We start from the raw sequence: 25,808 nt of genomic DNA, 5'->3' as shown, positions 1-25,808 counted from the left end.
CATTACATCCGCGCGCCGCTGATCAGAGCGGTGCGGCTGTTACGGTTCTGGTTGTCGTCGTCGCTGATCGGCTTCTCCTTGCCGTAGGAGACGGTGGCGATCCGGCTGGCCGAGACACCACGGGCGACCAGGAACTCGCGCACCGCATTGGCGCGGCGTGCGCCCAGCGCCAGATTGTACTCGCGGGTGCCCATCTCGTCGCAGTTGCCTTCGATGCGGATCATCACCGCCGGATAGCGGCGCAGCCAGGCGGCCTGGGCTTCGAGAATCGGCGTGGCGTCGGCGCGGACCGAATAGGAATCAAAGTCGAAGTAGACCCGCTCGCCGGCGTTGATGACGAAGTCACGCTCCGAACCCGGCAGGACCGAAGACGAGACCGGCGGCGGCGGCGGGGTGGTCGCGGGACCAGCCGGGCCGGCGGGCGGCGGCGGGGTGGTTTCGAATGTCGGCTTGGGACGCGAGGCGCAGGCGGCGATCGACAAGGCGGCGCCGGCGATCACGGCCAGGCGGATCGCCTGCCTGGGGGTGAAGGTCTGGACCATCGAAGGCCTCCTTTATGGCTGGGTTATAAAAAACTTCGAAGCTTCAACGCGACGGAGCGTCGCAGTTCTTTTAAAGGGAAATATTCTCGCCGTGTGGTCAAGTTCAGTTGAGTAACGGCGACCACGCCGGGTCCGATGCTGCACCCGGATAAGGCGTCGGTTGCAGAATGCGCCCAGTGACGTCCACGCTCCACAGCCGCGACGCTCCGCCGCGCGCCGAGCGGCCGAACATCAGGACGCGGCCGTTGGGCGCCCAGGTCGGCCCCTCGTCCATGTTGCCCGACGTCAGGATGCGCTCATCCGAGCCATCGGCGCGCATGACGCCGATGGAAAACTCGCCGCCGGACTGCTTGGTGAAGGCGATAAATTCGCCGGTCGGGCTCCAGACGGGCGTGAAATAGCGGCCGTCGCCGTAGGAGATGCGCCGCGGCGCCGAGCCGTCGGCGCCCATCACATAGAGCTGCGGATTACCGCCCCGGTCAGAGTTGAAGACGATGCGCGACCCATCGGGCGAGAAGGACGGCGAGGTGTCGATGGCGGGATCTGTCGTGATCCGGTTCGACGCGCCGCTCTTCAGGTTCATCACATAGACGTCGCTATTGCCCGCCCGCTCCACTGAGAACGCCACGCGGCCCCCATCTGGCGAAAAGCGGGGCGCGAAAACCATCCCTTGGAAGGCGCCCAGGGATTCCCGGCGGCCCGTCTCCAGATTGAACAGATAGACGCTCGAGCCATCCGCCCGGAGCGACATGTAGGTGATCTCCTGGCTGTTCGACGAGAACCTTGGCGACAGTACGGTGGAAGAGCCATCGGTCAGGTAACTGGGGTTCGCCCCGTCCTGGTCCATAATCGCCAGCCGCTTGGCCTTGCTGTCGCGGCCGCCGCTTTCAGCGACGAACACCACGCGGGTGTCGAAATAGCCTTTCTCCCCGGTCAATCGCTCATAGACGGCGTCGGAGATCTTATGGGCGACGCGACGCCAGTTCTCCTGACTGGCCGTGAATTGCAGACCCAGAAGCTGCTGTTCGGAGAAGACGTCCCACAAGCGGAAGTCGACCCGGACGCGACCGCCCTCGACCGTCACCTGGCCGTTGACCAGAGCTTGGGCGTTGATCGATTTCCATGAGGCGAACTGCGGCTGGATGGCGGCGTTCAGGTCACGCTCGACGAAGCTCGCCGGGTCGATAGGCCGAAACAGGCCCGAGCGCTGCAGGTTCGCGCTGATGACGCCCGCGATATCGGACCCCAGCTGGCCGCCGCCAAATGCCGGGATGGCGATCGGCAGCGGCTGGACGTCGCCGCGGTTGACATTGACCTCGATGGCCGCCGCGGCCGGTTGGGCGGCGAGACCGCCGAGCGCGAAGGCCGCGCACAGCGCGAGCAGCAGGGACTTGATCGCCATGGCGGGGCTCCGGTTGGTCGTCATCAGTAGTCGCACGCCTTCTGAGCCGCGAAGTTAATGTTGAAGCTCTGCCCGTAAAGGTCGCGCGGCACGCTGCGGAACGGCGAGGCCGCATAGAGCGCACGCACCGCGCGATCCTTGGCCGCCTCGGCGACGGGGCCGGGTGCGCTCAGGACCTGGACAGTGGGCGTTCCGACGACTTGGCCGGCCATGCCGAGCTGAAAATTGACGCGCAGGCGCACGTCACGGCCGCCTTCGACGTTGCAGTTGGGATTCCAGCGCCGCTGAATCTCCTCGCCCATCCCCGATACCGCCGCGGCGACGGCGCCGGAGCCGAGGTCCGGCCTGGCCTGCTGGGCGGTCTGAGGCCGAGAAGGCCCACGTTGCGCCGACGACGTGCGGCCCCCCAGGCTGGCGGCCAGGGCGTCGAGATCCAGGGTCTTCTGCGGCTTGGGCGCAGGCTTGGCGGGCACGGGCTTCGGCGTCGGCGCAGGCCGCGGCGCAGGCGTGGGCGCAGGCGTGGGCTTCGGCGGCGCCGGCTTCGGCGGAACAGGCTTAGGCTGCGGCGCGGGAACCGGGGCGGCCGGCGGCGTCGGCGCTTCGGGTACGGGGTCTTCGGTCTGCGCCGGCGCCTCTTCCGGCGCCTCGACGGCCGGCGCAAGGTCGGTGGTTGGGCCATTGGCGACGAGATTCACGGGCACCGAGGCGCCGAGCTGCAGATCGCGGGGGAGGCGCGCCAGAAACAAAAGAGCCAGCATCACGCTCGCATGCAGGGCGAACGAGGCGATGAGCGCAGGCGAGAATTCGCTCCGCCGACTCACTGGTCCGGCGCCTCCGCTGAGGCTTGGGCGCGAGCGCCCGACGACGGTCCGCCGGTGTCGGTGATGAGGTTGATCGTTGTGAATCCCGAACTCGATAACGCCGCCATCACCTGGGCCACCACCGAATAGGATGCTCGGCCGTCGGCCCTGACATAGATCGGCGTCTTGGACTCCTCGCCCGCCATCTCGCGCAGGCGCGGCGCCAGTCCAGTGAAGGCGACCGCGTCCTCCTGGACGAAGATCGAACCGTCCGCGCGGATCGAAACGTTGATCGGCTTGGACTGGTCCTCCATGGCGCCGGCCTCGGTCTTCGGCAGCTCCACCTCGACGCCCACCGTCAGAAGCGGCGCTGAGATCATGAAGATGATCAGCAGCACCAGCATCACATCGACCAGCGGCGTGACGTTGATCTCCGACAGCGCGCCCTTGCGGCTGCGCCGGCGCCGCCGCGACCCGCCCGATGCGGCGAAAGCGTCGTTGGACGAAAGCGCCATGGCCTACCGCTCGGCGACGCGGCGCTGGATCGCCGTCGACAGGTCGTCGGCGAAGCCTTCCAGGCGCGCGCCGTACTTGCCGGCCTTGGTCGAGAAGGCGTTGTAGAAAATGTAGGCGGGGATGGCCGCCACCAGGCCGATGGCTGTAGCGAACAAGGCTTCGGCGATGGCCGGGGCCACGACCGCGAGGTTGGTGTTCTTCTGCACGGCGATGGCCTGGAACGCGTGCATGATGCCCCAGACCGTGCCGAACAGGCCGATGAACGGCGAGGCCGTCGCCACGATGGCCAAAGCGCCCAGGCCCTCCTCCACCCGTGCGGTCTCGCGGGCGATGATAGTGTCCAGCAGGCGGTCGATCCGCTGAATCAGGAAACCGGCCTGGCTGTCGGAGGCGATGCCGCGGGCGCGGGCCTCGCGCCATTCCTTCAGAGCCCCCTGCAACATGCGCGGAAGTGCGTGGGTCGGCCGCTCGCCGGCCTCGGTCGCCACGTCTTCGAGGCTGCGGCCGGAGGCGACCTGATCTTCAAATCGGTTGGCCTCGCGGTTCACAGACCCGAAGCGCACGGTCTTTTCGATGATGATCGCCCATGACCACAGGGAGGCGAAGGCGAGACCGATCATCACCATCTTCACGACCCAGTCGGCGCGCATGAAAAGGGCGATCGGCGAAAACATGTCCGGGGTGACAGCGGCGTCCATGCAGTCCTCAGGCTATGCGCGAATCAGCGTGAGCTTTGCTGAATCGGTTAGGCGAACATAAGGCAGGCTTAGCGCGACAGCGGTTACGGCTTGCTTATGAACCGGCGTCCGTAGCGCCCGATGGCGCGAAGAACGGCGCGATCGCGGCGACGAGGTCTCGCGGCGGGCGCTTGGCCCGGCCGCCCAGATCGATGCAGGCGGCCTCGATGCGGGCCTCGCAGATCAGCTCTTCGCCACGCAGGATCCTTTGGGCGATCACCAGGCGCGCTCCCTTGAGCGCGTCGTAGCGGGTGCGCACCATCAAGGCGTCGTCGATGCGGGCGGCGCGGCGGTAGTTGATCTCCAGCCGGGTGATGGCGAAAGCCATAGGGTCGGCGAGGTTCAGGAGCCGAGTGTGATCCACGCCGGCGAGGCGGAGGAAATTGCTTCGCCCGCGCTCGAAGTAGCGCAGGTAGTTGGCGTGGTAGACGAGGCCGGAAAGGTCGGTGTCTTCGTAATAGATGCGCACGCCCAGGACGTGCTCGCGCCCTTCCAGCCAGCCGGACGACGGCTCGTTCATTCGCCGGCCTGGTCGAAGAGATCAGCGATCAGCGGCGGCCCGCCAGCGGGCGTCGGCAAGCCCAGGTGCGCGTAGGCCTTGGCGCAGGCCACCCGGCCGCGCGGTGTGCGTTGGATGAAGCCTTGCTGCATCAGGAACGGCTCGATCACATCTTCGACGGCGTCCCGCGCCTCGGCGATGGCGTAGGCAAGCGTCTCGACGCCCGCTGGCCCGCCCGCGTAGTTCTCGATCAGCGCCCGCAGGTAGCGGCGGTCCAGCGAATCCAGGCCCTCCTGGTCGACGTCGAGGCGAGCGAGCGCCCGGGCGGCAGCCGTCCTGTCCACCACCGTGGACCCGTCGGCGGCGGCGAAATCACGGACGCGGCGCAACAGGCGGCCAGCGACCCGCGGGGTGCCCCGGGAGCGGGCGGCGATCTCGGCCGCGCCGTCGGCCGAGAGGTCCAGCCCAAGCTTTCGCGCAGCCTGCAGTAGAACGTGGGCCAATTCCTTCGCCGTGTAGAACTCCAGCCGGAGCGGAATGCCGAAGCGGTCGCGCAGCGGCGTCGCCAATAGGCCGGCCCGCGTCGTCGCCGCCACCAGGGTGAAGGGCGACAGATCGATCCGCACGGAGCGCGCCGCCGGACCCTCGCCGATCACCAGATCGAGGACGTGATCCTCCATCGCCGGATAGAGGATCTCCTCCACCTGCGCCGGCAAGCGGTGGATCTCATCAATGAACAGGACGTCGTTGGGCTCAAGGTTGGTCAGGATCGCCGCCAGGTCGCCGGCCTTGGCCAGAACCGGTCCAGAGGTGGCGCGGAAGTTCACGCCCAGCTCGCGGGCGACGATCTGCGCCAGCGTCGTCTTGCCGAGGCCGGGAGGACCGAACAACAGTACATGGTCCAAGGCTTCGCCGCGACCGCGAGCGGCGTCGATGAAGACTGTGAGATTTGCCTTCAGTGGCTCCTGACCGACGAATTCGCTAAGCGTTTGCGGGCGTAGCGCGCGATCGGAGGGCTCATAGCCGCCTTCGCCCGATACCAACCGACCCTCGCTCAACGCCCCAGCTCCTGCAGGCCGGCCTTGATCAGGACGGCGATCTCGGCGTCTTCACCCAGGCGCATCACCGCCTGATCGATCACGCGGCGCGCGTTCACCTCGGCGACGCCCAGGCTCATAAGGGCGGCGACCGCCTCGCCAGCGGCGCTAGGCGCCGCCGCCGCCGCCGGTGAACCCATATCGATGGGCGCGAAGGCGGCGGGTCCGGCCGTCAGCGGCTTATCCTTCAGCTCCACGACGATGCGTAGGGCGAGCTTCGGCCCCACGCCCTGGGCGCGGGCGACGAGGGCCTTGTCCTGACGGGCGACGGCTTGCGCGAGTTCAGCGGGCGGTAGGACATCGAGCACCGCCAGCGCCGCCTTGGGCCCCACGCCCTGAATCGCCTTGAGCGCCAGGAACGTCCGTCGCTCGTCGCGCGTGAGAAATCCGTAGAGCGTCATGCCGGTCTGCTCGCCCCATTGGGTTTCGACATGCAGCAGAGCTTCTTCGCCGGCGGCCGGCAGACGCGATAGCGTGCGCGCGCCGCAGCGGACAACGTACCCCACGCCAGCGACATCGATCATGGCTTCGTCCTCGCCGATCTCAGCCACGAGGCCGCGCAGACGGCCAATCATCGCGGCAGGCTCGCTGCGAAGGCGCGCGCCTTGCGGCCGTGAGCGTGGGCGATGGCAACCGCCAACGCGTCAGCGGCGTCGGCGGTCACGGCGCCGGCCGTCGGTAGAAGGCGTTGGATCATGAAGGCGACCTGGGCCTTGTCAGCCCCGCCGGCGCCCACCACTGATTTCTTCACCAGGCGGGCCGCATATTCAGCGACCGGCAGTCCAGCGCGGGCCGGCGCCAGCAGGGCGCAGGCGCGCGCGTGACCGAGCTTCAGCGAGGATGCGGCGTTCGAATTGACGAAGGTCTCCTCGACCGCGGCTTCGTCCGGACGGTGCGCGGCGATCACGGCTTCCAGCCCCTCGAAAAGCGCCAGCAGCCGGTCGGCGAACGCCGCCTTGTCGGGGGGCGACACAACCCCGTGGGCGATATGGCTGAGGCGCGCGCCATCGACCGCCACCACGCCCCAGCCGGTGTGGCGCAGGCCCGGATCAAGCCCGAGGATGCGAAGGGGTCGAATCGGCGCGTTCATTGTCTGTTCGCGAGCATAGGCGCGCCAAATGCTTGCGGAAAGGTGGACGGGACGACGCTTAGCGCCGCCCGTCCGAAGGTCTCAGGTCACCAGAAAAGGTTTGCGGCGACCTCGATGATGTAGCCGCTGCCTTGCTCGACCAACAGGGCGTCGGCGCCCGAGCGGACCCAGAAGGTCCCCGGAGGCGGCTCAGGCAGACCGTAGTTCCAGAAGTCATTCAGCACATAGCTGTCCGAGTAATAGACCTGAGGCAGGATCTGACCGAACGACCAGGCGCGGAAGCCGAAGCCGATCGGCGGACGGTAGGCCGGCAAGCGATAGCGTTGCGGCGCATTCCAGCGCGGCCCGTAGCCAAAATAGCCGTTCTGCGACCAACGCCGGTTGTTGTCGTAGCCCCGATCATCCCAGCGACGGTCGCCCTGACGATTGTCATAGCGACGGTCGTCATAGCGGCGATCATCGCGACGCGGGTCGACTTGGCGGGCGCCGCGGTCGCTCCAACGAGGGTCATTACGGCGCTCCGCAGGACCACGGTCGATGCGCGGATCTTGCCTCTGGGGCTGGACCTGGCGCGGCGCATTCGACTGCGGCTGGTCGGCCCAGACGCGGCGATTGTCACCAGGCCGATAGCCGCGGCCATTGTTGTCACCCGCCTGCCGCGGCGCTTGCGGCGGGCGTTGCGGCTGCGCTTGATTTGCCGGACGCGCCTCGCCTTCCGGGCGTGCTTGGGCCTCAGCCCGGGGTGTGTCGGCCCGGTCGGTGTGCCATCCGCCCTGGCCAGGGTTTTGCTGAGCGCGATTGGGGCCGCGCTCCTGCTGGACACGATCCTGCTGCTGGCGGCCTTGTTGGCCGCGTTCCTGTTGACGCTCCGGACGTTGGCGGCCTTCTTGAGCGAAGGCGGGGACCGCAGCTATGGGGGCGACGCTCAGCAGGACGCCGGCTGTCGCCAAGAGCACGCGCTTGATCGGCATGCGCTTCATTAGGGTTAGCTCCTGTCGCCACGCGGGTTGCGCGGCTCTTGAATGCATCAATGCGGCTTTCCGGATGAACTCGGGTTGAACAAAACTGGCAGCCCGCCAGCAGGCAACCTATTGAACCTTAGGGCGTTATCGCGTTCAGGCGGGGACCGTATGGCGGACATCGATCGCAAGACCGTCGCATTGCGCGCGGAAGACGAAGACGGCCGGTATCGGCTGCTGATGGACGCCATCACCGACTACGCCATCTACATGCTGGACGCTGTCGGACGGGTCTCCAGCTGGAACGCCGGCGCCCAGAGATTCAAGGGCTACACCGCCGACGAGATCATCGGCCAGCACTTCTCCTGCTTCTACACCATGGAGGATCGCGACAGTGGTCTGCCCGCACTCGCGCTGCGCACCGCCGCAACCGAGGGGCGTTTTGAGAAGGAGGGCTGGCGGGTCCGCAAGGACGGCAGCCGCTTCTGGGCCCACGTCGTCATCGACCCAATTCGCGGCGACGGCGACGAAGTCATCGGCTTCGCCAAGATCACCCGTGACGTCAGCGACCGAAAGGCGGCCCAAGACGCGCTCGAAGAGGCGCGACTGGCGCTCTTCCAGTCGCAGAAGCTGGACGCCATCGGGCAGTTGACCGGCGGTGTCGCGCACGACTTCAACAACCTCTTGATGGCGATCCTCGGCAGCCTGGAGCTGGTGCGGCGCCGCCTGCCCACTGATCCGCGCATCACGCCATTGATCGACAACGCCATCCAGGGCGCACAGCGCGGCGCGGCGCTCACGCAGCGTATGCTGGCCTTCGCTCGCAAGCAGGATCTGAGCGTCTCCGCCGTCGATCTCGGCGCACTGGTCCGTGGCATGAGCGGGCTGCTCAGCCAGTCGTTGGGACACGGCATCTCGCTTGAGATTGAGATTCCCGAGGCGCTGCCGCCGCTCAAGACCGACCCTGTGCACCTCGAGGCGGCGATCCTCAATCTGGCCCTGAACGCCCGCGACGCCATGCCCGACGGCGGTCGCATCGTCATCGGCGCGACCAGCCAGGCGGTAGGTCCGGCGCTTTCAAGCGCCGGCCTGACACCGGGTGATTATGTCCGCCTTTCGGTCGTCGATAATGGTCACGGCATGGACGCCGCGACGGTCGAACGCGCCATGGAGCCATTCTACACAACCAAGGGTGTCGGCAAAGGGACGGGTCTTGGCCTCTCCATGGTGCATGGCCTGGTTGAGCAGTGCGGCGGACGTATGGTCTTGCACAGCGCGCCTGGCCAAGGCGCCACAGTCGAGCTGTGGCTACCGCAAGCGACCATCGCCGCCGCTCCCGTCGAGACCGCCGCCGCAGCGCCCATGGCCGCGTGCGCCGGCCTGACGATCCTGGCGGTGGACGACGATGGCCTGGTGCTGATGAACACCCAGGCGATGCTGGAGGAGTTGGGACACAAGGTTCTCGCCGCCTATTCCGCCCGCGAGGCGCTGGACCTTCTGGCCAGCCATGAGGTCGACCTGGTGATCACCGACTACGCCATGCCCAAGACCACCGGCGCCCAACTAGCCCAGGCGATCCAGGGCGACTGGCCCGGACTGCCGATCATCCTGGCGACCGGTTACGCAGAATTGCCTGTGGAAACCGACGATCGCCTGGTCCGGCTGGCCAAGCCCTTCGGCATGGCCGATCTCGCCGCGGCCATGGCCCGCGCCCTGAAGCCCCAGGCCGCCGAAGCCGCCTGAACGCAAAAATCGCCAAACCTTGCGCGCGATCGCCCTGGGTTGAGGTCGGAACCGCGCCACCTCGCCCGTCCTTGAACCATCAGATCAACGCAACAGGAGTTCAGTCATGACCTATGTTGACGGTTTCATCCTCGCCGTGCCCAAGGCGAGGATCGAAGAATACAGGAAGTTGGCGGCCGCGGCCGGAGACGTCTGGATGGGCTACGGCGCGCTCGCCTATGTCGAGACCGTGGGTGACGACGTTCCGTATGGCGAGATCACCTCGTTTCCGCGCGCCGTCCAGGCTAATGACGACGAGACCGTGGTCTTCTCCTGGATCGTCTACGAGAGCCGAGAGGCCCGCGACGCCATCAACGCCAAGGTGATGGCGGACGAGCGGATCAAGGCGGGGATGAGTCAGGACATCTTTGACGGCAAACGTATGATCTACGGCGGCTTCACCACCCTGCTTGAACTCTAAGAAGGTCGTTTACTCGACCCGACGGGCGCTGGTGATCGTCAGCGGCTGAAGCAGCATCTGACCCTTCATCGGCCCCTCGCCCGCATTCAGATCAACGGGCATGCCGAGGATGGACCGAACGACCTCCATGCCGGCGATCACACGGCCGAAAACGGCGAAACCCGTAGTCTTGGGGTCGCTGGGCGTAGCGTCGAGATACAGTTGATCGCCGACACAGATGATCCAGTCGGCCTGGGCCGTGCCGGGCGCATAGCGCGCCATGGTGATCGCGCCATCAACATTGCGCAGGCCGGTCACAGCCGTGCTCTCATGCGCGATCGGAGGCAGGACCCTGGCCGGATCGTTCTGCAGGCCGCCCTGCACGAAGCCGAAATTGGTCCCCGTCTCGCCCCTCGGGCGCGACGCGCGGTAGAAGGCTGAGCCGTCAAAGAGACCGTCGTCGACGTACTTCAGGAAGTTCCGCGCAGTCAGCGGCGCCTGCGTGTCAGCCAACTCGAGAACGATATCGCCGCTGGGCGTGGAAAGCTTCACCTTCGTGCCCGCCAGGGCCGTGACAGGCCCGCCCAATAGGGCTAGGGCCAGCGCAACGATAAGGCCGGCGGAAAGACGTCGTGAGGAATTCGCACCTGTCATGCCGGGACTCTAACCGGGACCCTTCCGCTCGCCCATTCGTTTCGCAGCCTCAATCAAAACCTGTGGACCGCTCATGATCGCTCTCCCCGACCTGCCCTACGCCTACAACGCCTTGGAACCGACTGTGTCGGCCGAGACGCTCCGCTTCCACCATGACAAGCACCACCAACGCTATGTCGACGTGGCCAACCAGACGGCCAAAGACCTCGGCATCGACGACCTGAGCGTCGAGGACATGATCGTCAAGGCGCGCGCCGAAGGCCTCACCGCCCTGCTGCGCAACGCCGAGCAAAGCTGGAACCACGCCTTCTTCTGGCACTCCATGGCGGCCCCGACCGGCCATGAGGCGCCGGAAGCCTTCGCCGCTCTGAAGGATGAGTTCCTGGCCAAGGGCGCCGGCCACTTCGCCTCGGGTTGGGTGTGGATCGTCTACGCCGACGGCGCGCTGAAGGTGGTCGACAGCCACGACAACGCCGGCTTCGCCTGCACCGACGTGATCCCGCTGATCGTCTGCGACGTCTGGGAACACGCCTACTATCTCGACTACCAGAACAACCGCGCCGGCTTCCTGGGCGCCTTCTGGGAAAAGATCGCCAACTGGGACTTCGCCCGCGCCAATCTCGAGCGGGCCCAGAAGGGCGAGCGTTGGACCTACGCTGAAGCGTAGAGTCTAAGAAGAACCACCGTCATCCCGGCGTCCGGGATGACGGTCGGTGGCTCAGCCGAGCTTCTCGAGCTCTTCGTCGGAGATATCCTCGCCCGAGTAGACGTTCTGTACGTCATCATCGTCGTCGAGGGATTCCAGCAGCTTCATCAGCGTGGCGACCGCCTGTCCTTCCAGGGGAGTGCGCGCCTTTGGTCGCCAGGCCGTGGCCGTCGACTTGGCCTCGCCGAGACTGGCCTCCAGGGCCGAAGCGACCTCGAACAGCTGGTCGTAGGCGGTGTAGATGGTGTGGCCCTCGTCGTCGGATTCGACATCGTCGGCGCCGGCCTCGATAGCAGCTTCCATGACCTTGTCTTCGGCGCCCGCCTTGGCGTCATAGACGATGCGGCCGACCCGATCCCACATGAAGCTGACAGAACCGGTCTCGCCCATGTTGCCGCCGTTCTTGGCGAAGATGGTCCGGACATTGGCCGCGGTGCGGTTGCGGTTGTCGGTCAGCACCTCCACGATGACGCCGACGCCGCCCGGGCCGAAGCCCTCGTAGCGGATTTCGTCATAGGTCTCGGCGTCCGCGCCACTGGCCTTCTTGATCGCCCGGTCGATGTTGTCCTTGGGCATGGACTCGGCCTTGGCGTTGGCCACCGCCAGGCGTAGCCGGGCGTTCATCGCCGGATCCGGCAGGCCGGCCTTGGCCGCCACCGTGATCTCGCGGGAAAGCTTGGAGAACAGCTTGGACCTAGCGCTATCGGCGCGGCCCTTGCGGTGCATGATATTCTTGAATTTCGAGTGGCCGGCCATGGTCGTTTCTTTTCGGAAGAGAAGTCCGTTGGCCGCGCTTCTACCCTCCGATGCGAGGTTGCGGAACCCCAATCGGAACTCCGCCCGGCGCCCGCCCGTTCGCTTTGCGCAAGCGCTGACAGCCCGATGGAGGGCGCATCATGACGATCCGAATCAACGACCTGGACCCGCTTACGGACCTCGACGCCAGAGAGCCCGCCCATGAGCGCGCCACCGACGGCGCCCTGGTCTACTGGATGGACCCCAAGCCCGTGGCCGTCGGCCCGGCCGGCGTTTCAGCCGCGGTGGCGGCGGCCTTCACCGTCGGCGCGGCCGCGGCGATCACGGCCCTGGCCTTGTTGCATCTGATCAAGCCGCTGCGACGATAACCCGCCCTCAGGCGAAGCTGCGGATCGCCGCGATCACTGCGTCCTGGTCGGCTTGGGTCAGATAGGGATGCATCGGCAGGCTGAGCACACGAGCGGCCTTGGCCTCCGTGACCGGCAGCCCGCCCGGCGCCGTCGGATAGGCCGCGTAGGGTTTCTGACGGTGGATCGGGATCGGATAGAAGACCGCCGTCGGCACCTCGCGCGAGCGCAGGTGCGCGACCATCGCGTCGCGACGATCCACTTCGATTGTGTACTGCGCCCAGACAGAGAGACCGCCGTCGATCACCCGCGGCGTCACGGCTGCGCCGGCCAGCCCCTCGGCGTAGCGAGCGGCCACGCGGTTGCGGGCGACGATCTCGTCTTCAAAGATCTTCAGCTTTTCAAGCAAGATGGCGGCCTGGATCGTGTCCATCCGCGCATTCATGCCGACGCGCATGTTGAGGTAGCGCGGATCGTGCTCGAAGGCCTCATGCTCGGCGTCGGATTTCACCGCCTGGCCGTGCACCCGAACCGAGATCATCACGTCGTGCAGGCGTGCGTCCTTCGACAGAACCGCCCCCCCGTCGCCATAGGCGCCCAGGGGCTTGGCCGGATAGAAGCTGGTGGCGGTGACGTCGGCCCAATGGATGGGATGCTCGCCACCCAGCGTTCCACCGAAGCCCTGCGCGGAATCGGCGATCAGCTTCAGGCCGTGGCGGCGCGCAATCGTTGAGATCGCGGGATAATCCGCAGGCTGGCCGAAAAGGTCGACCGCGATGATCACCTTGGGTTTGAGTTCGCCCTTGGCGACAACCGACGCGATGGCTGCCTCCAGGCTCATCGGATCCATGTTCAAGGTGACCGGGTCGATATCAACGAAGACCGGCGTAGCCCCGATGAGCGGCGCGACCTCTGCGGTGGCGGCGAAGGTGAAGCTTGGGCAGAAGATCGCGTCGCCAGGGCCGACGCCCCAGGCCATCAGCGGCAACAGCAGCGCCTCCGTGCCGGAGCCGCACGTCAACGCATGATCGGCATGGCCGAAGCGGGCTAGTTCGGCTTCCAGCAGAGTGATCTCAGGCCCCATGACAAAGGCACCGGAGCGGACAACCTTGAGGATCGCGTCCTCAAGCGACGGCCCAAGACGCGCGCGCTGGGCCTGCAGATCGATGAAGGGAATCGCCATGGCGGCTAGATGGCATGCAGGCCTCATCGCCGCCAAACACGGTTTCTGACCCGATGTTGCTCAGAACGTCCGCTCAGCCCAGCGTAGCGCCATGACGCCAGCGATTGCGCCGGCGGCCGTGACGAAGGCTCCCCAGCCGATATCCATCAGGGTGATCTTGGTCGACCAAACCTTCAGGGTCGCCTGATTGGTCAGGTCATAGGTGGCGTAGGCCATGGCGCCCAGCATCGCGCCGGTCAACGCCGTCCTCGTCCAGGCCTCGTCGCGCGTCGGAGCGATAGCCAGCAGGACGATGCCCAGTATGTAGGTCAGGTAGAAGATCACCGCCACGCCCAGGCGCGGCTTCGGCGCTAGCAACTCGCCGAGAATCGGCTGGTAGAGGCGCGGCCCCGCGAGGGTCAGCCAGACGCCGTCGAGCAGGGCGAAGACAACGCCGGCGGCGAGGTAGGCGGCGACATAGGCCATCGAAGGCTCCTTGGCTCAGGCGACGGGCCTCAGCCGGTAATGGCTGACCGCCCACTCCGATCCCTTGCGCGCGCCGAACAGGCCGGCGGTCGCCAGGAAGAACAGCCGCCAGCGCCGGCCCCAAAGCGCGGCGTCGCGGCCGTACGTCTGCCGAAGGATCGGCCGGATACGCTCGCGGGCGGCGTCATAGTTGGCCAGCCAGTCGAGGGCGGTCCGCTCATAATGGCGACCGTCCCAGATCCACTCGGCTTCCACCTCGAACAGGTCGGGAAACCGACGGATCAGCCCGTGGCTGGGCATGACGCCGCCAGTGAAAAAGTACTTCGCGATCCAGTCCGCCTCATCGGCTGCATCGAAGGCGTAGGGCGTGGTGCGGTGCGTGAACACATGAATAAACAGCCGACCTTCCGGCTTCAACCAGCCGCGCACGTTCTCAAGCAGGCGTCGCCAATTGGCCATGTGCTCGAACATCTCCACTGAGACGACCCGGTCATAGCGCTTCAGCGGCTGGAACTGGTTCATGTCGGCCGTGATGACCGCCAGGTTGTCCAGGCCCAGCGTCGTGGCCCGCGCACGGATGAACTCGGCCTGGGAGGCGGAGTTCGAGACCGCGGTGATCTTCGACTTGGGATAAGACCAGGCCATCCATAGCGACAACGACCCCCAGCCGCAGCCCAGTTCGAGGACTTCCTGCCCGTCACGCAACTCGGCGCGCTCTGCGGTGGCCGCGAGCGCTAGATCTTCGGCCTGGGCGAGCGTCTCAGCGCCGGTCGGATAGTAACAGCAAGAGTATTTGAGCCGGGGTCCAAGCACGGTCTCGAAAAAGGCTGCAGGCACTTCGTAGTGCTGACGGTTGGCGGCGTCGGCGTGTTCAGCGATGGGACGCCCGGCGTTGGCGGCGAGGAAGCGGTCTTCCGCATCAGCCGGCGCAAGACCCAGGCCGCGACGCGCGTTCTCCACCAGCAGGCCTACCGCAGCGCGGCGCACCACATCTGGGACCGGCGCATTTTCAAAGGCCGTCACGGCCCGGGCGATCATCGACATCTAGACGGAACCCTTGGGTCGCGAACGGGGTGGCAATGGAAAGAACGTGCTCGTGCGCGCCTGGTAACGCCGGTAGGCCTCGCCGCGGGATTGGAGCATCGCCTCTTCCAGCGGTGGAATGCCGGTGCCGCGCGTCAGCACCAGGTACATGACGACGGGTGCGATCAGGGTCAGCAAGGTGGCCGGGCGGCTGACGTCGAGGGCCATGACCGGCCAGGCGAGCCATGCGGTCCATTCGAAGAAGTAATTGGGATGGCGCGACCAGGCCCATAGGCCGCGGTCGGCGACCTTGCCGTGGCTTGCCGGATCGCGTCGGAACACCGCCATCTGGCGGTCGGCCAAAGCCTCGCCCGCGATGGCCGCCGCCAGGACGGCGAAGGCCAGACCATCACGCAGGTCAAGGCCGGGCTGGGGGCGATGGGCCGCAGCGAAAACGGAAAGCGCCAAGAGCGTTGTCGCCGGCGCCTGGACCAGGGAAACGCCCAGCATCCGCAGCTCGTACTGCTCGCCCCACGCCTTGCGGAAGCCAGCGTAGCGACGGTCCTCAGGCTTGCCCGCCACCCGACTGGCGACATAACCACCAAGCCTGGCCGCCCAGATCGACACCAGGATGGCGCTGAAGACTTGTCTCAGGGAAGGCGCTGTCTGGCCGCCGATGGGAGCCATGGCCGCAGCAGCCAGGCCCACACCCGTGCCGAAGGTCCAGAAGACGTCAGTCCAGCCGCCGTTTCGCATCCGGCGGCAGAACAGCCACGCCGCGCCCATGACCGAGCTCATCAGCATCAAGACGGCCAATATATAGGCGAGCGGCATCAGCACGATCTGTCTCCTGAAGGCGTTACGGTGGAGCCGGACAGGCGGATGCATCCACCGGCCGGGCTCCGCCGTAGCTTCGGAAACGGCAGTCGGTCGGCTGCGGAGGCGAAAACAGGGGTTGAGATGGATCTGGGTGCTAGGCCGCTGAATATCGCCGTCGTCGGCGGCGGGATCGCTGGCCTCTCGGCGGCTTGGCTGCTCTCGCAACGACACCGGGTGACGCTGTTCGAGGCCGATCAGCGCCTGGGTGGCCATGCCGACACCGCCGAGGCGCCCGGCCGCAATGGCCCTGTGCCCGTGGACACCGGCTTCATCGTCTACAACGAGGCCAACTACCCAAACTTCACCGCACTCTTGGACCACCTGAATGTGGCCAGCCGGCCTGCGGATATGTCGCTCAGCATCAGCCTCGACAGCGGCGCGTTCGAATATTCCAGCTATGGAGCCCGCGGTGTTTTCGCTCAGACCCGCAACCTCTTCAGCGCACGTTTCTGGGGCATGCTGCGCGACATCGCCCGGTTCTACAGGGAAAGCCCAAAGGACTTCGCGGCGCTGGAAGGCCCGCTGACCTCGCTTGACGACTACCTGCGCGAGGGCGGCTACGGGGAGGCGTTCCGGAACGATCATATTTTGCCTCAGGCGGCCGCCATCTGGTCGACGCCGCTCTCGCGAGTCGGCGCATTCCCGGCCGCCTCGCTAATCCGCTTCTTCCAGAACCACGGCATGATGCAGTTCCTGGGCCGCGGCCGGTGGCGCACAGTCGAAGGCGGAAGCCGCGCCTATGTCTCCCGGCTGGTCGAGGAGTTCCGCGGCGAGGTCCGCACGGGCGCGGCTGTCGCGGCGATCCACCGTGACGCTGACGGCGTGACCCTGAAGCGCGCCGACGGTCAGACTCATGGCTTCGACGAGGTTGTCATCGCCACCCACGCTGACCAGGCGCGGATGATGCTGGCGCGGCCAAGCGCCGACGAAATCCGCCTCCTGGAGACCATCCGTTACAGCGCCAACACCGTCGTACTCCACACTGACGCCCGCCTGATGCCGCGCCGTCGGCGCGCCTGGGCCAGTTGGAACCACATCGGCGCTCGCAATCGTCCCGACGATGGCTGCGTGACCTATTGGATGAACCGGCTGCAGGGGCTCGAGGGCGCCGACAAGGACATTCTTGTCACCCTGAACCCGATCACGCGGCCGGCGCCCGAGACAATCATCCGCAGCCGCGACTACCATCACCCGATGTTCGACGCCGCCGCCATCGCCGCCCAACGCCAATTGTGGAGCCTGCAAGGGCGGAACCGCACCTGGTTCTGCGGGTCGTACTTCGGACACGGCTTCCATGAGGACGGCCTGCAGTCAGGCCTGGGGGTCGCAGAGGCCTTGGGCGGCGTGCGCCGGCCGTGGACGGTGGAGAACGAATCCGCGCGCATCCACCTGCAGCCCCAGACCCAGGCCGCATGAGCGTCCGTTCGGGCCTCTATGCGGGCGTAGTCACCCACGTCCGCAAAAGGCCTCGGGCGCACCGGCTGAAATACCGCATCTTCATGCTGGCCATCGATCTCGACGAGGCGGCCGAACTGGACGCGCGCCTGCGCCTGTTCTCGCTCGGACGCTTCAATCTGCTCAGCCTTTACCCGCGCCGCCATGGCGACGGCACAGGCACGCCGCTGAAGGCGCAGATCGAGGGCCACCTGGCGCGAGCCGGCGTCGCCGGCGGGGGACGGATCGAGATGCTGGCGATGCCGGCGGTACTCGGTTCGGCGTTCAATCCGCTCACGGTGTTCTTCTGCCACGATGTAGCGGGCGCCCTGACCGCTACCCTCTATGAGGTCAACAACACCTTCGGCGAGCGGCACAGCTATCTGATCCCGGCCGACGCCGAGCCCCGGATCGATAAGAGGTTCTACGTGTCGCCCTTCATGGACATGGACCTGAGCTACGCCTTCCAGACGACCCCGCCGGGCGATCGCGTGGCCGTCGCCGTCAACGTCTCGGACGCCGATGGCCCAATCCTTGCGACCGCCTTCGCCGGCGAACGCCGCGCCTTGAGCGACCAGGCGCTTTTCAGAGCTTGGGCCGGCCATCCGTGGATGACCCTAGGCGTGCTGAGCGCCATCCACTGGGAGGCGCTGAAAATCTGGCTGAAGGGCGAGAAGGTTCGCACGCGACCGCCGGTCCCGCGCGAACCGCTGACCGTCCGCCGCTAGCCGATCAGACGGACCGGCGTCTTCGGCCGGCCCAGCGTGGTCACCATGACCCGGCCGCCGATGCGTTCGAAGACCAGCGTCACCCTCTCGTCGCCCACCCGCAACCGGTCGATCTGGACGCGGTCGATGCCGATCGGCAGACGCGGATCGCGAATTGTGATCTCGCCGGCCACGCCATCCACGGTCAGGCCGAGGCAAGCCTGCAGCGTCATGAACACCGAGCCCGCCGCCCAGGCCTGCGGCAGGCAGGCCACCGGATAGGCCACCGGCGGCTCGCCCGCGTTGCGCGCGAAGCCGCAGAAGAGCTCGGGCAGGCGCATTTCGAAATTGGCGGCTGTTTCAAAGAGCGCCGCAGTCAACTGGACCACGCCATCGCGCTCGCCATAGAGCGACATGCCCATGGCGCAGATGGCCGTGTCGTGCGGCCAGACCGAGCCGTTGTGGTAGGACATCGGATTGAACCGGCTTTCGCCGAGCGCCAGCGTGCGTACGCCCCAACCCGAGCTGAATTCGGTGGCCAACAGCTTCTGCGTCACGGCCTGGGCGCGCTCCGGTGACGGCAGGCCCATCAGCAGCAGATGCCCTGGGTTGGAGCTAAGGACCTCGCAGGGCTGACTCTCGCCATCGATGGCGATGGCGTAGAAGCCCTTCTCCTCCATCCAGAAGCGGCGCTCGACCTCGGCCTGCAGCCGGGCGGCCTTGATCGTCCAACGCTCGGCGGCCGCATCTTCGCCCCGCCGTTTCGCGAGTTTGGCCATCGCCGCATAGGCGCCGTAGGCGTAACCCTGCACCTCGACCAGCGCGATGGGCCCGTTTGGAAACCGGCCGTCCGCGTGGAAGATCGAGTCGTGACTATCCTTCCAGCCCTGGTTGGCCAGGCCGCTTTCCTGGCCGCGCGCATAGTCGATCAAGCCATCGCGGTCGCTGTCGCCATAGGCCTCAATCCAATGAAGCGCGCGTTCCAGGTGCGGCCATAGCTGGTCGATCAGCGCCATGTCGCCCGTGCGCTCCGCATAGGCGCCCGCCAGGGCGACAAACAAGGGCGTCGTGTCGACCCCGCCGTAGTAGCGGCCGAAGGGAACCTCACCCAAGGCCGCCATCTCGCCCTTGCGCGTTTCGTGCATGATCTTGCCCGGCGCGGAGTCGCGAAAGGTCGAGACCTCTTCGGCCTGATGCTTGGCGAGGTAGGTCAGCACGCCCTTGGCCAGCGAGGGCTCAAACCACAGAATTTGCCAGGCGGTGATGATCGCATCGCGGCCGAACGCCGTCGAGAACCAGGGAATGCCGGCATACGGATAGGGGCCGGTATCCATCATGCTGGTCAGCAGCGCGAGGTCAGCGCGTGACTTCTCCAGCCACTCGTTGAACAGCCGACCGGAGCTTCGAATGCGCGCGCCGTGGCGACGGCGGGCGCGCATGTCCATGCGCGCATGGGTCGCCTGTTCCGCGAACCGCTCGCGGCTGGGAACCAGGCCGTCGTGGAGTCCGACTTCGATATAGAGATCCAGCTTCCCCTCGGGCCTGAGCGGGTACATGAACTCGGCCCTGCCTTCGGTGAGACGCCCAGGCGGATCCGAGAAACTTATGACGCTGGCGCGTTCCTTGCCGTCGAGCCCCATGTAGCCGAACCGGATCGAGCGGCCATTAATCTGCGGCGTCGCATATTCGCCGTTGCGTGGACGCTTCAGGCCGCGCACCTCGAACATGTCGTGAAAGTCAGCGGCGAACTCGATCACCAGCGGGACGATGACCTCGTCGCGGCTATAGTTGACCAGGCTGATCCGCTCATAGAGCCGATCCTGCCAAAGGAAGCGTTTGCGCTCGATGTGCAGGACGCCAGGGGGGGCTCCAGGGCCGCCGGGCAGCGGCAGGTTCTGGTTCGCGCAATGCGAGGTGAAATAGACGTTGTCACGGCTGATCGCGGCCGACAGGAGCGACGGCGGTTGGCCGCCCAGCAGAATGCGGAACCGCGAGAGCAGCCGCGTATCGTCGTGGAAGAAGCCGTCACCCTGACCAGCGATGTCGCCCATGGCGTCAGCGACAATGAAAGTGTCGCGGTCCTTCAGCGCATAAAGCTTGGAGGGGACGCGCGGTTCATGGGTTTCGCCCAGCTGGCCAATGGCTGCTGGGGCTGAGCCTAGGTCATCCATCCGTCATCTCACTCGGCGGCGGCGCGACCCAACTCCGCCGCCTCGGTCGAACCTAAGCGCGCATAGATGTCCAGATAACGGCGCGCCATGGCCGTGGCCGAGTAGCGCGCCTCAAAGCGGTTGCGGATCGCCGCGCGGCTGAGTTCGCCCAGTCGATCGACGGCCGCGGCGGCTTCAGCTTCGCTGTTTACGATGAAGCCGGTCAGCCCGTTCTCGATCACTTCAGGCACCGAACCATAGTTGTAGGCGATCACTGGCGTGCCGCAGGCCATGGCCTCGATCATGACAAGGCCAAAGGGCTCCGGCCATTCGATGGGGAACAGCAAGGCGGCCGCGCCGCCGAGGAAGGCCGACTTGCCGGAGTCGCCGATCTCGCCGACGAACTCGATCAGCGGGTGGTCAAGCAGCGGGCGGATCGCCGTCTCGAAATAGGCCTTGTCGGCGTTGTCGATCTTGGCGGCCATCTTCAGCGGCATGCCAACACGTTTGGCGATCTCAATCGCCCGGTCAGGACCCTTCTCGGGCGACATCCGGCCGAGAAAGGCCAGGTAACCCTGGTCCTTCACGCTCGGCAGGTAGATGTCCTCGGCCATGCCGTGGTGCACCGTGGCGGCCCAGTTGGCGAAGGCCAGGGGCTTCCTCTGGTCATCGCTGATCGACACCAGCGGAAACTGCGACCAGCGATGATAGACGCCGGCCAGATCCTTCAGGTCGAGGCGCCCATGCAGGGTGGTCAACGTCTTGCCCGCGTCCTCTTCGAAGAACGGGAAGTGGATCATGTCGGTATGGAAGTGGATGACATCGAAGGCGTCGGCCCGGCTGCGCACCTCGGCGATCATCGCCATGTGAGCCGCGAGGTCCGACTTCAGAGGCTCGGGGTCCAACCGGATCGCCTGGTCGCGCACCGGCACCAGCCGCGCCTTTGTCTGTGCATCGGCGCTGGCGAACAGGGTCACATCGTGGCCAAGGTCGACAAGGGCGTCCGTAAGGTGGGCGACGACACGTTCAGTGCCGCCATACAGCTTCGGGGGCACGGCTTCATAGAGAGGCGTGATCTGAGCGATTCTCATTGGACGACATCCCCGGCTCTCGCGGATTCCCCGCCGCCCAGGCGATCCCGGCGGCCGAACACGCGACTCCTTATCGATCGATCGCCCGAAAAGTTCCGCAGCGCAGTATTGATTCGTCCAGGCGCCTGAAAAACGGCGTCGAAGCGGGCGCGCGACTGTGCTGAATTGCCTGGATGACTGAGACTCCCATGATCGAAACCTACGCCTCCCATGCCGCCTTGGCCGACGCCGTCGCCAACGCCGTCGCCGACGCCATCAGGGTTGGCAACGCGCAGAACATGCACTCCACCCTCGTCGCGACGGGCGGACGGATGCCGGGGCCTGTCTACGACCGACTGTCGAAGTTGGACCTGGAGTGGGGCCGTGTCGTCGTCACCCTCTCCGATGACCGGCTGGTGCCGGACACCCATCCGGAGTCCAACGTAAAGCTTCTAAAGGACCGACTGCTGATCGACGAGGCGGCCGTCTCACGCTTCCTTCCCCTGACCGAGGACGCCGAGGACGCGTTATGGGCCCAGTCGCCTTTCGACGCGGTCATGCTGGGCATGGGCGAAGACGGCCATATCGCCGCCCTGATCCCGGGCAGCCCGCTGGTGCCCGACGCGATGAACCCTGACGACGAGCGCTGGGTGGTTTCCATGCCGGCTGGTTACGGTTCGCCGCCCCTGGCGCGGATCAGCATGACCTTTGCGGCGTTGTTGCAGTCTCGCGCCATCTTCCTGTTGATCGCTGGCGAGAAGAAGCGCGAGGTTCTTGAAGGCGAGGGCCTGCCGGTCCACGCCCTATTAGCGCAGGACAGGGTTCCGGTGCGGGTGTTCTGGTCGCCAGACATCTGAGGTCGGCCCGGCTCCCGCTCTGAACGGCGAACAGGTGGAGCTGCATGCATCCGGTCACGGCTGAGGTCACCCAACGGATCATCGATCGAAGCCGCGACGCCCGCGCGGACTATCTCGAGCGGATGGAGGCCGCGCGCACGGCCCAGCCGGGACGGTCGAAACTGTCCTGCGCGAACTGGGCTCACGCCTTCGCCGCCTCGCCCGACGGCGATAAACAGACCCTGCGCAACCCAACCGCACCGAACGTCGGCATCGTCTCGGCCTATAACGACATGCTCTCGGCCCATCAGCCGCTGGAGCGCTATCCCGACATCATCAAGGCGGCTGCGCGGGAGGTCGGCGGGACGGCGCAATATGCGGGCGGCACCCCGGCCATGTGCGATGGGGTGACGCAAGGTCAGCCGGGGATGGAGCTGTCGTTGTTCTCCCGCGACGTGATCGCCATGTCGACGGCGGTCGCGCTCACCCACGACGCCTTCGACGCGGCCCTGATGCTGGGGATCTGCGACAAGATCGTGCCCGGCCTGACCATCGGCGCGCTCGCCTTCGGCCACCTCCCGGTGATCTTCGTGCCCGCAGGCCCGATGACCAGCGGCATCTCCAATTCCGAGAAGGCGCGGGTGCGGGGTCTGTTCGCACAAGGGTTGGCGACTCGCGAGGAACTGCTGGACTCCGAGATGAAGTCCTACCACGGACCCGGCACCTGCACCTTCTACGGCACCGCCAACTCCAACCAGATGATGATGGAGATGATGGGCCTGCACCTGCCGGGTTCGGCGTTCGTGACGCCCAACACGCCGCTTCGCGACGCCCTTGTGGCCGCCGCGCCAAAGCGCGCCATCGAGATCCGCGACGGAAGCAACGCCTATGCTCCGATGTCGGCTGTGGTCGGCGAGAAATCGATCGTCAACGCCATCGCTGGCCTGCTGGCCACCGGCGGTTCGACCAACCACACGCTGCATCTGGTCGCCATGGCGCGGGCGGCGGGCGTGCTGATCACCTGGGAAGACTTCGACGATCTGTCGAAGGTCACGCCGCTGATCGCGCGGGTCTACCCGAACGGCTCTGAGGATGTGAACGCCTTCCACGCCGCCGGCGGCATGGCTTTCGTCGTGCGCGAGCTGCTCGACGCCGGCCTCGCACACGACGACGTGGTCACCGTCGCCGGCGCAGGCCTGCGCCGGTTCCAGACCGAGCCCTTCCTGGACGAGGCCGGCAAGCTGGTCTGGCGCGAAGGCCCCAGGACCAGCCTGAACTTCGACATCCTGCGGCCGGTGAACGACCCCTTCCAGCATGAGGGCGGCATCCGCCTGCTGACCGGTCCCCTCGGTCGCGCGGTGATGAAGACCTCGGCGGTGAAGACCGCCAACCTGGCCGTCGAGGCGCCGGCCATCGTCTTCGAAAGCCAGGAAGAGCTGCAGGAAGCCTTCCGGAAGGGCGAACTCGACCGCGATTTCGTCGCGGTTGTCCGCCACCAAGGGCCGCGCGCAAACGGGATGCCCGAACTGCACAACCTAACCCCGCCGCTAGGTGTGCTGATGGACCGCGGCTTCAAGGTGGCTCTGGTCACCGACGGCCGGATGTCGGGGGCGTCGGGCAAGGTGCCGGCCGCCATTCACGTGACGCCTGAAGCGGCGGCCGGCGGCGCCCTGGCCAAGATCCGAACTGGCGATATCGTCCGTCTCGACGCCGAGACCGGCGAACTGCTGGTCCGCGTCGACCCGGCCGAGTTGGCGGCTCGCGAGGCTGCGTCGCCCGTCCGATCGGCCTCAGGCTTCGGCCGCGAACTGTTCGGCTGGATGCGGCGCGCGGCAAGCCCGGCGGACGCCGGCGCCTGCACCCTGTTCGAAGACGCGGCGTGAGGGCTCGGGCGTGAAGATCGCTTATCTCGGCCTCGTCGGCGATGTCGGCGGCACCAATGCGCGGCTGGCCCTGGTCGACGAGAAGGGTCACGTTCGACACCCCAAGGTCTTTCCGTCGGCCGACTACTCGAGCCTGTCGGCCGTGATTGAGGACTACTTGAACACCACCATCGGCGGCAGGCGGCTTTCGCGAGCGGTCCTGGCCGTCGCCGGCCCGGTGGCGGACGGCGAGATCGAGTTCACCAACCTCGACTGGACGGTGACCGAATGCGACCTCATGGGGCAGTTCGAGTTCGAGGCGGTCCGCCTGATCAATGACTTCGCCGCCCAGGCGCTGGCCTGTCCCCGGCTGGAGCCCGATGAACTGAGGCCCATCGGACCGGTCCTGAAGGCAGCCGAGAACCAGCCGCTCGTCGTCCTGGGCGCGGGAACCGGCTTCGGCGTCGCCGGTTTGGCGCGCAGCGAGCGCGGCGACATCGCCATATCCACCGAGGGCGGCCACATGGCGTTCGCTCCGACCAATGAGGTGGAATGCAAGGTGCTGGAGGCGCTGATGCGGCGTTTTGGACGCGTATCGGTGGAGCGCGTGCTTTCTGGCCCCGGCCTCTACGATCTCTACCGCGTGCTTTGCGACATCGCAGGCGCCCCCGCGACAGCCGCCGATCCGCCGGCGGTGTTTGCGGCCGGCGAGGCGGGCGATCCGATCGCGAGTCAGGCGCTTGACGTCTTCTGCGGCGTGCTGGGCGCCGTGGCCGGTGATCTGGCGCTCGCTTTCGGCGCGCGAGGCGGCGTCTATGTCTCCGGCGGCATCGCCCCGCGCATGTTCGCGCGATTGAACGGCGGCGCTTTCCGCCGGCGGTTCGAGGACAAGGGTCGTCTCTCCGATTTCGTGTCGCCCATCCCGACCTTCCTCGTCCAGACCCCTTACCCCGCCATCACCGGCGCGGCGCGCGAACTGATGCAGATGGGACGCCTGATCTGATGATGAAGATCGAGGACATCATGGGGTTGGCCCCCGTCATTCCGGTGCTCATCATCGAGGACTCCGCTGACGCCGTACCGCTCGCCCGCGCCCTGGTGGCCGGCGGCCTCTTCGCCCTGGAGGTCACCTTGCGCACCCCCGTGGCGCTGGATTGCATCGCCCGCATCGCCGGGGAGGTCGAGGGCGCGGTCGTCGGCGCCGGCACCGCCATCAACCATGAGGACCTGCGCGCCTGCGCCGAGGCCGGCGCCAAGTTCATCGTCAGTCCCGGCCTCATCGAGGGCGAACGCGCCGAAGACGGCCCCGTCGCGCGCCTGCCCGCCGTGGCCACCGGCACCGAACTGATCGCGGGCATCGCCCAGGGCTTTCGCCGCTTCAAGCTGTTCCCCGCCGACGTCGCCGGCGGCGCCAAGGCCATCAAGGCCTTCGAGAGCCCTTTCCAGCAGGTGAAATTCTGCCCCACCGGCGGCGTCACGCCAGCAAACGCGCCCGACTATCTGGCGCTTGCAAACGTCGCTTGCGTGGGCGGCAGTTGGGTGGCGCCCGCCAACCTCTTGCGCGCCAAGGACTGGGCCGCCATCACCGCCCGCGCCGCCGAAGCCGCCGCCTTGCAACCGCGCCACGCCGGCGATACGCCCGGCGCTTGAAGACACGCACAATCCGCCCCTTGCAGAGGGGCATGCGGATGAGTAGGTTCCGCGCCTTCGCTCAGCAGGGCCTCTCGAAGTCCCTGACGTGACCTTTGGAGAGGTGGCTGAGTGGTCGAAAGCACCGCACTCGAAATGCGGCGTACCTTGACGGGTACCGTGGGTTCGAATCCCACCCTCTCCGCCATCACCCTCGAGCTTTCCGCATAAGGCCGACGCGGTCATTCAAAGGGCGCCCCCGGGCGACCGACGACAAGGGTCT

At 66.7% G+C, this 25,808-nt stretch carries 28 protein-coding genes and 1 tRNA gene; 11 read left to right on the top strand and 18 right to left on the bottom strand.

What is annotated here, in order from left to right; all coding sequences use genetic code 11:
• Nucleotides 1-2 precede the first annotated feature (2 nt).
• From BN1313_RS04405 to BN1313_RS04360, 10 genes are all read right to left on the bottom strand, one after another.
• The gene (locus BN1313_RS04405; RefSeq protein WP_091736996.1) at nt 3-542 is read right to left on the bottom strand and encodes an OmpA family protein; all 540 of its coding nucleotides are present in this window, start codon (nt 540-542) and stop codon (nt 3-5) included.
• Nucleotides 543-645: 103 nt separating this feature from the next.
• The gene (tolB, locus tag BN1313_RS04400) at nt 646-1,944 is read right to left on the bottom strand and encodes a Tol-Pal system beta propeller repeat protein TolB (RefSeq protein WP_091742310.1); all 1,299 of its coding nucleotides are present in this window, start codon (nt 1,942-1,944) and stop codon (nt 646-648) included.
• A gap of 23 nt (nt 1,945-1,967) precedes the next feature.
• Nucleotides 1,968-2,765 carry a hypothetical protein gene (locus BN1313_RS04395; protein ID WP_091736992.1) on the bottom strand — a complete coding sequence of 266 codons (798 nt, stop codon included), beginning with the start codon at nt 2,763-2,765 and terminating at the stop codon, nt 1,968-1,970.
• Complete coding sequence (locus BN1313_RS04390; RefSeq protein WP_091736990.1) at nt 2,762-3,259, bottom strand: ExbD/TolR family protein; 498 nt, start codon at nt 3,257-3,259, stop codon at nt 2,762-2,764. Before BN1313_RS04390 ends, BN1313_RS04395 begins: the two co-directional genes overlap by 4 nt.
• A gap of 3 nt (nt 3,260-3,262) precedes the next feature.
• Nucleotides 3,263-3,958 (bottom strand): protein TolQ, encoded by a 696-nt coding sequence (gene tolQ, locus BN1313_RS04385; RefSeq protein ID WP_091736987.1) that lies wholly within the window; start codon nt 3,956-3,958, stop codon nt 3,263-3,265.
• A 94-nt stretch (nt 3,959-4,052) separates the two neighbouring features.
• Nucleotides 4,053-4,517 (bottom strand): tol-pal system-associated acyl-CoA thioesterase, encoded by a 465-nt coding sequence (ybgC, locus tag BN1313_RS04380; protein WP_091736984.1) that lies wholly within the window; start codon nt 4,515-4,517, stop codon nt 4,053-4,055.
• On the bottom strand, nt 4,514-5,554 hold the full coding sequence (ruvB, locus tag BN1313_RS04375; protein ID WP_091736980.1) for a Holliday junction branch migration DNA helicase RuvB: 1,041 nt from the start codon (nt 5,552-5,554) through the stop codon (nt 4,514-4,516). The genes ybgC and ruvB overlap by 4 nt, the downstream gene beginning before the upstream one ends.
• Nucleotides 5,551-6,168 carry a Holliday junction branch migration protein RuvA gene (gene ruvA / locus BN1313_RS04370; RefSeq protein WP_091736978.1) on the bottom strand — a complete coding sequence of 206 codons (618 nt, stop codon included), beginning with the start codon at nt 6,166-6,168 and terminating at the stop codon, nt 5,551-5,553. The genes ruvB and ruvA overlap by 4 nt, the downstream gene beginning before the upstream one ends.
• Nucleotides 6,165-6,683, bottom strand: coding sequence for a crossover junction endodeoxyribonuclease RuvC (ruvC, locus tag BN1313_RS04365; RefSeq protein WP_091736972.1), 519 nt, complete (start codon nt 6,681-6,683; stop codon nt 6,165-6,167). Before ruvC ends, ruvA begins: the two co-directional genes overlap by 4 nt.
• Before the next feature lie 86 nt (nt 6,684-6,769).
• Nucleotides 6,770-7,663 carry an RcnB family protein gene (locus BN1313_RS04360; protein WP_176695884.1) on the bottom strand — a complete coding sequence of 298 codons (894 nt, stop codon included), beginning with the start codon at nt 7,661-7,663 and terminating at the stop codon, nt 6,770-6,772.
• Between the two features lie 150 nt (nt 7,664-7,813).
• Here BN1313_RS04360 and BN1313_RS04355 point away from each other — a divergent pair, with 150 nt between their 5' ends.
• Both BN1313_RS04355 and BN1313_RS04350 read left to right on the top strand, forming a co-directional pair.
• Nucleotides 7,814-9,385 carry a PAS domain-containing sensor histidine kinase gene (locus tag BN1313_RS04355; RefSeq protein ID WP_245620089.1) on the top strand — a complete coding sequence of 524 codons (1,572 nt, stop codon included), beginning with the start codon at nt 7,814-7,816 and terminating at the stop codon, nt 9,383-9,385.
• 106 nt (nt 9,386-9,491) lie between these two features.
• Complete coding sequence (locus tag BN1313_RS04350; protein ID WP_091736968.1) at nt 9,492-9,845, top strand: DUF1428 domain-containing protein; 354 nt, start codon at nt 9,492-9,494, stop codon at nt 9,843-9,845.
• 9 nt (nt 9,846-9,854) lie between these two features.
• Here the strand turns inward: BN1313_RS04350 and BN1313_RS04345 are convergent, their stop codons facing one another.
• Nucleotides 9,855-10,376, bottom strand: a complete 522-nt coding sequence (locus BN1313_RS04345; protein ID WP_245620088.1) for a peptidylprolyl isomerase — start codon at nt 10,374-10,376, stop codon at nt 9,855-9,857.
• A gap of 175 nt (nt 10,377-10,551) precedes the next feature.
• Here BN1313_RS04345 and BN1313_RS04340 point away from each other — a divergent pair, with 175 nt between their 5' ends.
• A complete protein-coding gene (locus tag BN1313_RS04340; RefSeq protein ID WP_091736951.1) occupies nt 10,552-11,145 on the top strand; it encodes a superoxide dismutase in 594 nt (197 codons plus the stop codon).
• A gap of 51 nt (nt 11,146-11,196) precedes the next feature.
• On the opposite strand, the gene BN1313_RS04335 is transcribed toward BN1313_RS04340, so the two are convergent.
• Complete coding sequence (locus BN1313_RS04335; RefSeq protein ID WP_091736950.1) at nt 11,197-11,940, bottom strand: YebC/PmpR family DNA-binding transcriptional regulator; 744 nt, start codon at nt 11,938-11,940, stop codon at nt 11,197-11,199.
• A 140-nt stretch (nt 11,941-12,080) separates the two neighbouring features.
• Between BN1313_RS04335 and BN1313_RS04330 the strand changes: the two genes are divergently transcribed.
• On the top strand, nt 12,081-12,308 hold the full coding sequence (locus tag BN1313_RS04330) for a hypothetical protein (RefSeq protein ID WP_091736949.1): 228 nt from the start codon (nt 12,081-12,083) through the stop codon (nt 12,306-12,308).
• 7 nt (nt 12,309-12,315) lie between these two features.
• Here BN1313_RS04330 and BN1313_RS04325 read toward each other — a convergent pair whose 3' ends face one another.
• Genes BN1313_RS04325 through BN1313_RS04310 form a run of 4 tightly spaced genes read right to left on the bottom strand, consistent with a single transcriptional unit; the run spans nt 12,316 to nt 15,792 of the window.
• Nucleotides 12,316-13,470 carry a DegT/DnrJ/EryC1/StrS family aminotransferase gene (locus BN1313_RS04325; RefSeq protein ID WP_091736948.1) on the bottom strand — a complete coding sequence of 385 codons (1,155 nt, stop codon included), beginning with the start codon at nt 13,468-13,470 and terminating at the stop codon, nt 12,316-12,318.
• 60 nt (nt 13,471-13,530) lie between these two features.
• Complete coding sequence (locus BN1313_RS04320; RefSeq protein WP_091736947.1) at nt 13,531-13,935, bottom strand: DUF2177 family protein; 405 nt, start codon at nt 13,933-13,935, stop codon at nt 13,531-13,533.
• 15 nt (nt 13,936-13,950) lie between these two features.
• The gene (locus BN1313_RS04315; RefSeq protein ID WP_091736945.1) at nt 13,951-14,979 is read right to left on the bottom strand and encodes an SAM-dependent methyltransferase; all 1,029 of its coding nucleotides are present in this window, start codon (nt 14,977-14,979) and stop codon (nt 13,951-13,953) included.
• Nucleotides 14,980-15,792: a DUF1295 domain-containing protein gene (locus BN1313_RS04310; protein ID WP_091742307.1), complete on the bottom strand. Its 813-nt coding sequence runs from the start codon at nt 15,790-15,792 to the stop codon at nt 14,980-14,982. It lies immediately after the preceding gene.
• 126 nt (nt 15,793-15,918) lie between these two features.
• Between BN1313_RS04310 and BN1313_RS04305 the strand changes: the two genes are divergently transcribed.
• Nucleotides 15,919-17,253 carry an NAD(P)/FAD-dependent oxidoreductase gene (locus tag BN1313_RS04305; RefSeq protein ID WP_091736941.1) on the top strand — a complete coding sequence of 445 codons (1,335 nt, stop codon included), beginning with the start codon at nt 15,919-15,921 and terminating at the stop codon, nt 17,251-17,253.
• Nucleotides 17,250-17,999 (top strand): DUF1365 domain-containing protein, encoded by a 750-nt coding sequence (locus BN1313_RS04300; RefSeq protein ID WP_091736938.1) that lies wholly within the window; start codon nt 17,250-17,252, stop codon nt 17,997-17,999. The genes BN1313_RS04305 and BN1313_RS04300 overlap by 4 nt, the downstream gene beginning before the upstream one ends.
• On the opposite strand, the gene BN1313_RS04295 is transcribed toward BN1313_RS04300, so the two are convergent.
• Together BN1313_RS04295 and BN1313_RS04290 are read right to left on the bottom strand one after the other, a co-directional pair.
• Nucleotides 17,996-20,149, bottom strand: a complete 2,154-nt coding sequence (locus BN1313_RS04295) for an amylo-alpha-1,6-glucosidase (RefSeq protein ID WP_091736935.1) — start codon at nt 20,147-20,149, stop codon at nt 17,996-17,998. The genes BN1313_RS04300 and BN1313_RS04295 overlap by 4 nt on opposite strands.
• Before the next feature lie 8 nt (nt 20,150-20,157).
• Nucleotides 20,158-21,219 (bottom strand): glycosyltransferase family 4 protein, encoded by a 1,062-nt coding sequence (locus tag BN1313_RS04290; protein ID WP_091736932.1) that lies wholly within the window; start codon nt 21,217-21,219, stop codon nt 20,158-20,160.
• A gap of 173 nt (nt 21,220-21,392) precedes the next feature.
• On the opposite strand from BN1313_RS04290, the gene BN1313_RS04285 reads away from it, so the two are divergent.
• The 5 genes from BN1313_RS04285 (at nt 21,393) to BN1313_RS04265 (ending at nt 25,733) form a co-directional block, all read left to right on the top strand.
• Nucleotides 21,393-22,055: a 6-phosphogluconolactonase gene (locus tag BN1313_RS04285; protein ID WP_091736929.1), complete on the top strand. Its 663-nt coding sequence runs from the start codon at nt 21,393-21,395 to the stop codon at nt 22,053-22,055.
• Nucleotides 22,056-22,099: 44 nt separating this feature from the next.
• On the top strand, nt 22,100-23,917 hold the full coding sequence (gene edd, locus BN1313_RS04280) for a phosphogluconate dehydratase (RefSeq protein ID WP_091736926.1): 1,818 nt from the start codon (nt 22,100-22,102) through the stop codon (nt 23,915-23,917).
• A 10-nt stretch (nt 23,918-23,927) separates the two neighbouring features.
• Nucleotides 23,928-24,899 carry a glucokinase gene (glk, locus tag BN1313_RS04275; RefSeq protein ID WP_091736923.1) on the top strand — a complete coding sequence of 324 codons (972 nt, stop codon included), beginning with the start codon at nt 23,928-23,930 and terminating at the stop codon, nt 24,897-24,899.
• Entirely contained in the window at nt 24,899-25,546 is a 648-nt protein-coding gene (eda, locus tag BN1313_RS04270) for a bifunctional 4-hydroxy-2-oxoglutarate aldolase/2-dehydro-3-deoxy-phosphogluconate aldolase (RefSeq protein WP_245620087.1), read from the top strand. The genes glk and eda overlap by 1 nt, the downstream gene beginning before the upstream one ends.
• 97 nt (nt 25,547-25,643) lie before the next feature.
• Nucleotides 25,644-25,733 (top strand) — tRNA-Ser (locus BN1313_RS04265).
• Nucleotides 25,734-25,808 lie beyond the last annotated feature (75 nt).

Source organism: Phenylobacterium immobile (ATCC 35973), from assembly GCF_001375595.1.
Classification (GTDB): Bacteria; Pseudomonadota; Alphaproteobacteria; order Caulobacterales; family Caulobacteraceae; genus Phenylobacterium; species Phenylobacterium immobile.
This window is presented reverse-complemented; position numbering and strand designations above follow the sequence as displayed.

Coding starts and splice junctions, on each gene's coding strand:
- BN1313_RS04295 (WP_091736935.1), bottom strand. CDS start 20,149: ATGGATGACCTAGGCTCAGCCCCAGCAGCCATTGGCCAGCTGGGCGAA.
- BN1313_RS04290 (WP_091736932.1), bottom strand. CDS start 21,219: ATGAGAATCGCTCAGATCACGCCTCTCTATGAAGCCGTGCCCCCGAAG.
- BN1313_RS04360 (WP_176695884.1), bottom strand. CDS start 7,663: ATGAAGCGCATGCCGATCAAGCGCGTGCTCTTGGCGACAGCCGGCGTC.
- eda (WP_245620087.1), top strand. CDS start 24,899: ATGATGAAGATCGAGGACATCATGGGGTTGGCCCCCGTCATTCCGGTG.
- BN1313_RS04285 (WP_091736929.1), top strand. CDS start 21,393: ATGACTGAGACTCCCATGATCGAAACCTACGCCTCCCATGCCGCCTTG.
- BN1313_RS04335 (WP_091736950.1), bottom strand. CDS start 11,940: ATGGCCGGCCACTCGAAATTCAAGAATATCATGCACCGCAAGGGCCGC.
- ybgC (WP_091736984.1), bottom strand. CDS start 4,517: ATGAACGAGCCGTCGTCCGGCTGGCTGGAAGGGCGCGAGCACGTCCTG.
- BN1313_RS04330 (WP_091736949.1), top strand. CDS start 12,081: ATGACGATCCGAATCAACGACCTGGACCCGCTTACGGACCTCGACGCC.
- BN1313_RS04305 (WP_091736941.1), top strand. CDS start 15,919: ATGGATCTGGGTGCTAGGCCGCTGAATATCGCCGTCGTCGGCGGCGGG.
- ruvC (WP_091736972.1), bottom strand. CDS start 6,683: ATGAACGCGCCGATTCGACCCCTTCGCATCCTCGGGCTTGATCCGGGC.
- tolB (WP_091742310.1), bottom strand. CDS start 1,944: ATGGCGATCAAGTCCCTGCTGCTCGCGCTGTGCGCGGCCTTCGCGCTC.
- BN1313_RS04300 (WP_091736938.1), top strand. CDS start 17,250: ATGAGCGTCCGTTCGGGCCTCTATGCGGGCGTAGTCACCCACGTCCGC.
- BN1313_RS04350 (WP_091736968.1), top strand. CDS start 9,492: ATGACCTATGTTGACGGTTTCATCCTCGCCGTGCCCAAGGCGAGGATC.
- BN1313_RS04325 (WP_091736948.1), bottom strand. CDS start 13,470: ATGGCGATTCCCTTCATCGATCTGCAGGCCCAGCGCGCGCGTCTTGGG.
- ruvA (WP_091736978.1), bottom strand. CDS start 6,168: ATGATTGGCCGTCTGCGCGGCCTCGTGGCTGAGATCGGCGAGGACGAA.
- BN1313_RS04340 (WP_091736951.1), top strand. CDS start 10,552: ATGATCGCTCTCCCCGACCTGCCCTACGCCTACAACGCCTTGGAACCG.
- BN1313_RS04355 (WP_245620089.1), top strand. CDS start 7,814: ATGGCGGACATCGATCGCAAGACCGTCGCATTGCGCGCGGAAGACGAA.
- BN1313_RS04315 (WP_091736945.1), bottom strand. CDS start 14,979: ATGTCGATGATCGCCCGGGCCGTGACGGCCTTTGAAAATGCGCCGGTC.
- edd (WP_091736926.1), top strand. CDS start 22,100: ATGCATCCGGTCACGGCTGAGGTCACCCAACGGATCATCGATCGAAGC.
- BN1313_RS04320 (WP_091736947.1), bottom strand. CDS start 13,935: ATGGCCTATGTCGCCGCCTACCTCGCCGCCGGCGTTGTCTTCGCCCTG.
- BN1313_RS04405 (WP_091736996.1), bottom strand. CDS start 542: ATGGTCCAGACCTTCACCCCCAGGCAGGCGATCCGCCTGGCCGTGATC.
- BN1313_RS04310 (WP_091742307.1), bottom strand. CDS start 15,792: ATGCCGCTCGCCTATATATTGGCCGTCTTGATGCTGATGAGCTCGGTC.
- BN1313_RS04390 (WP_091736990.1), bottom strand. CDS start 3,259: ATGGCGCTTTCGTCCAACGACGCTTTCGCCGCATCGGGCGGGTCGCGG.
- tolQ (WP_091736987.1), bottom strand. CDS start 3,958: ATGGACGCCGCTGTCACCCCGGACATGTTTTCGCCGATCGCCCTTTTC.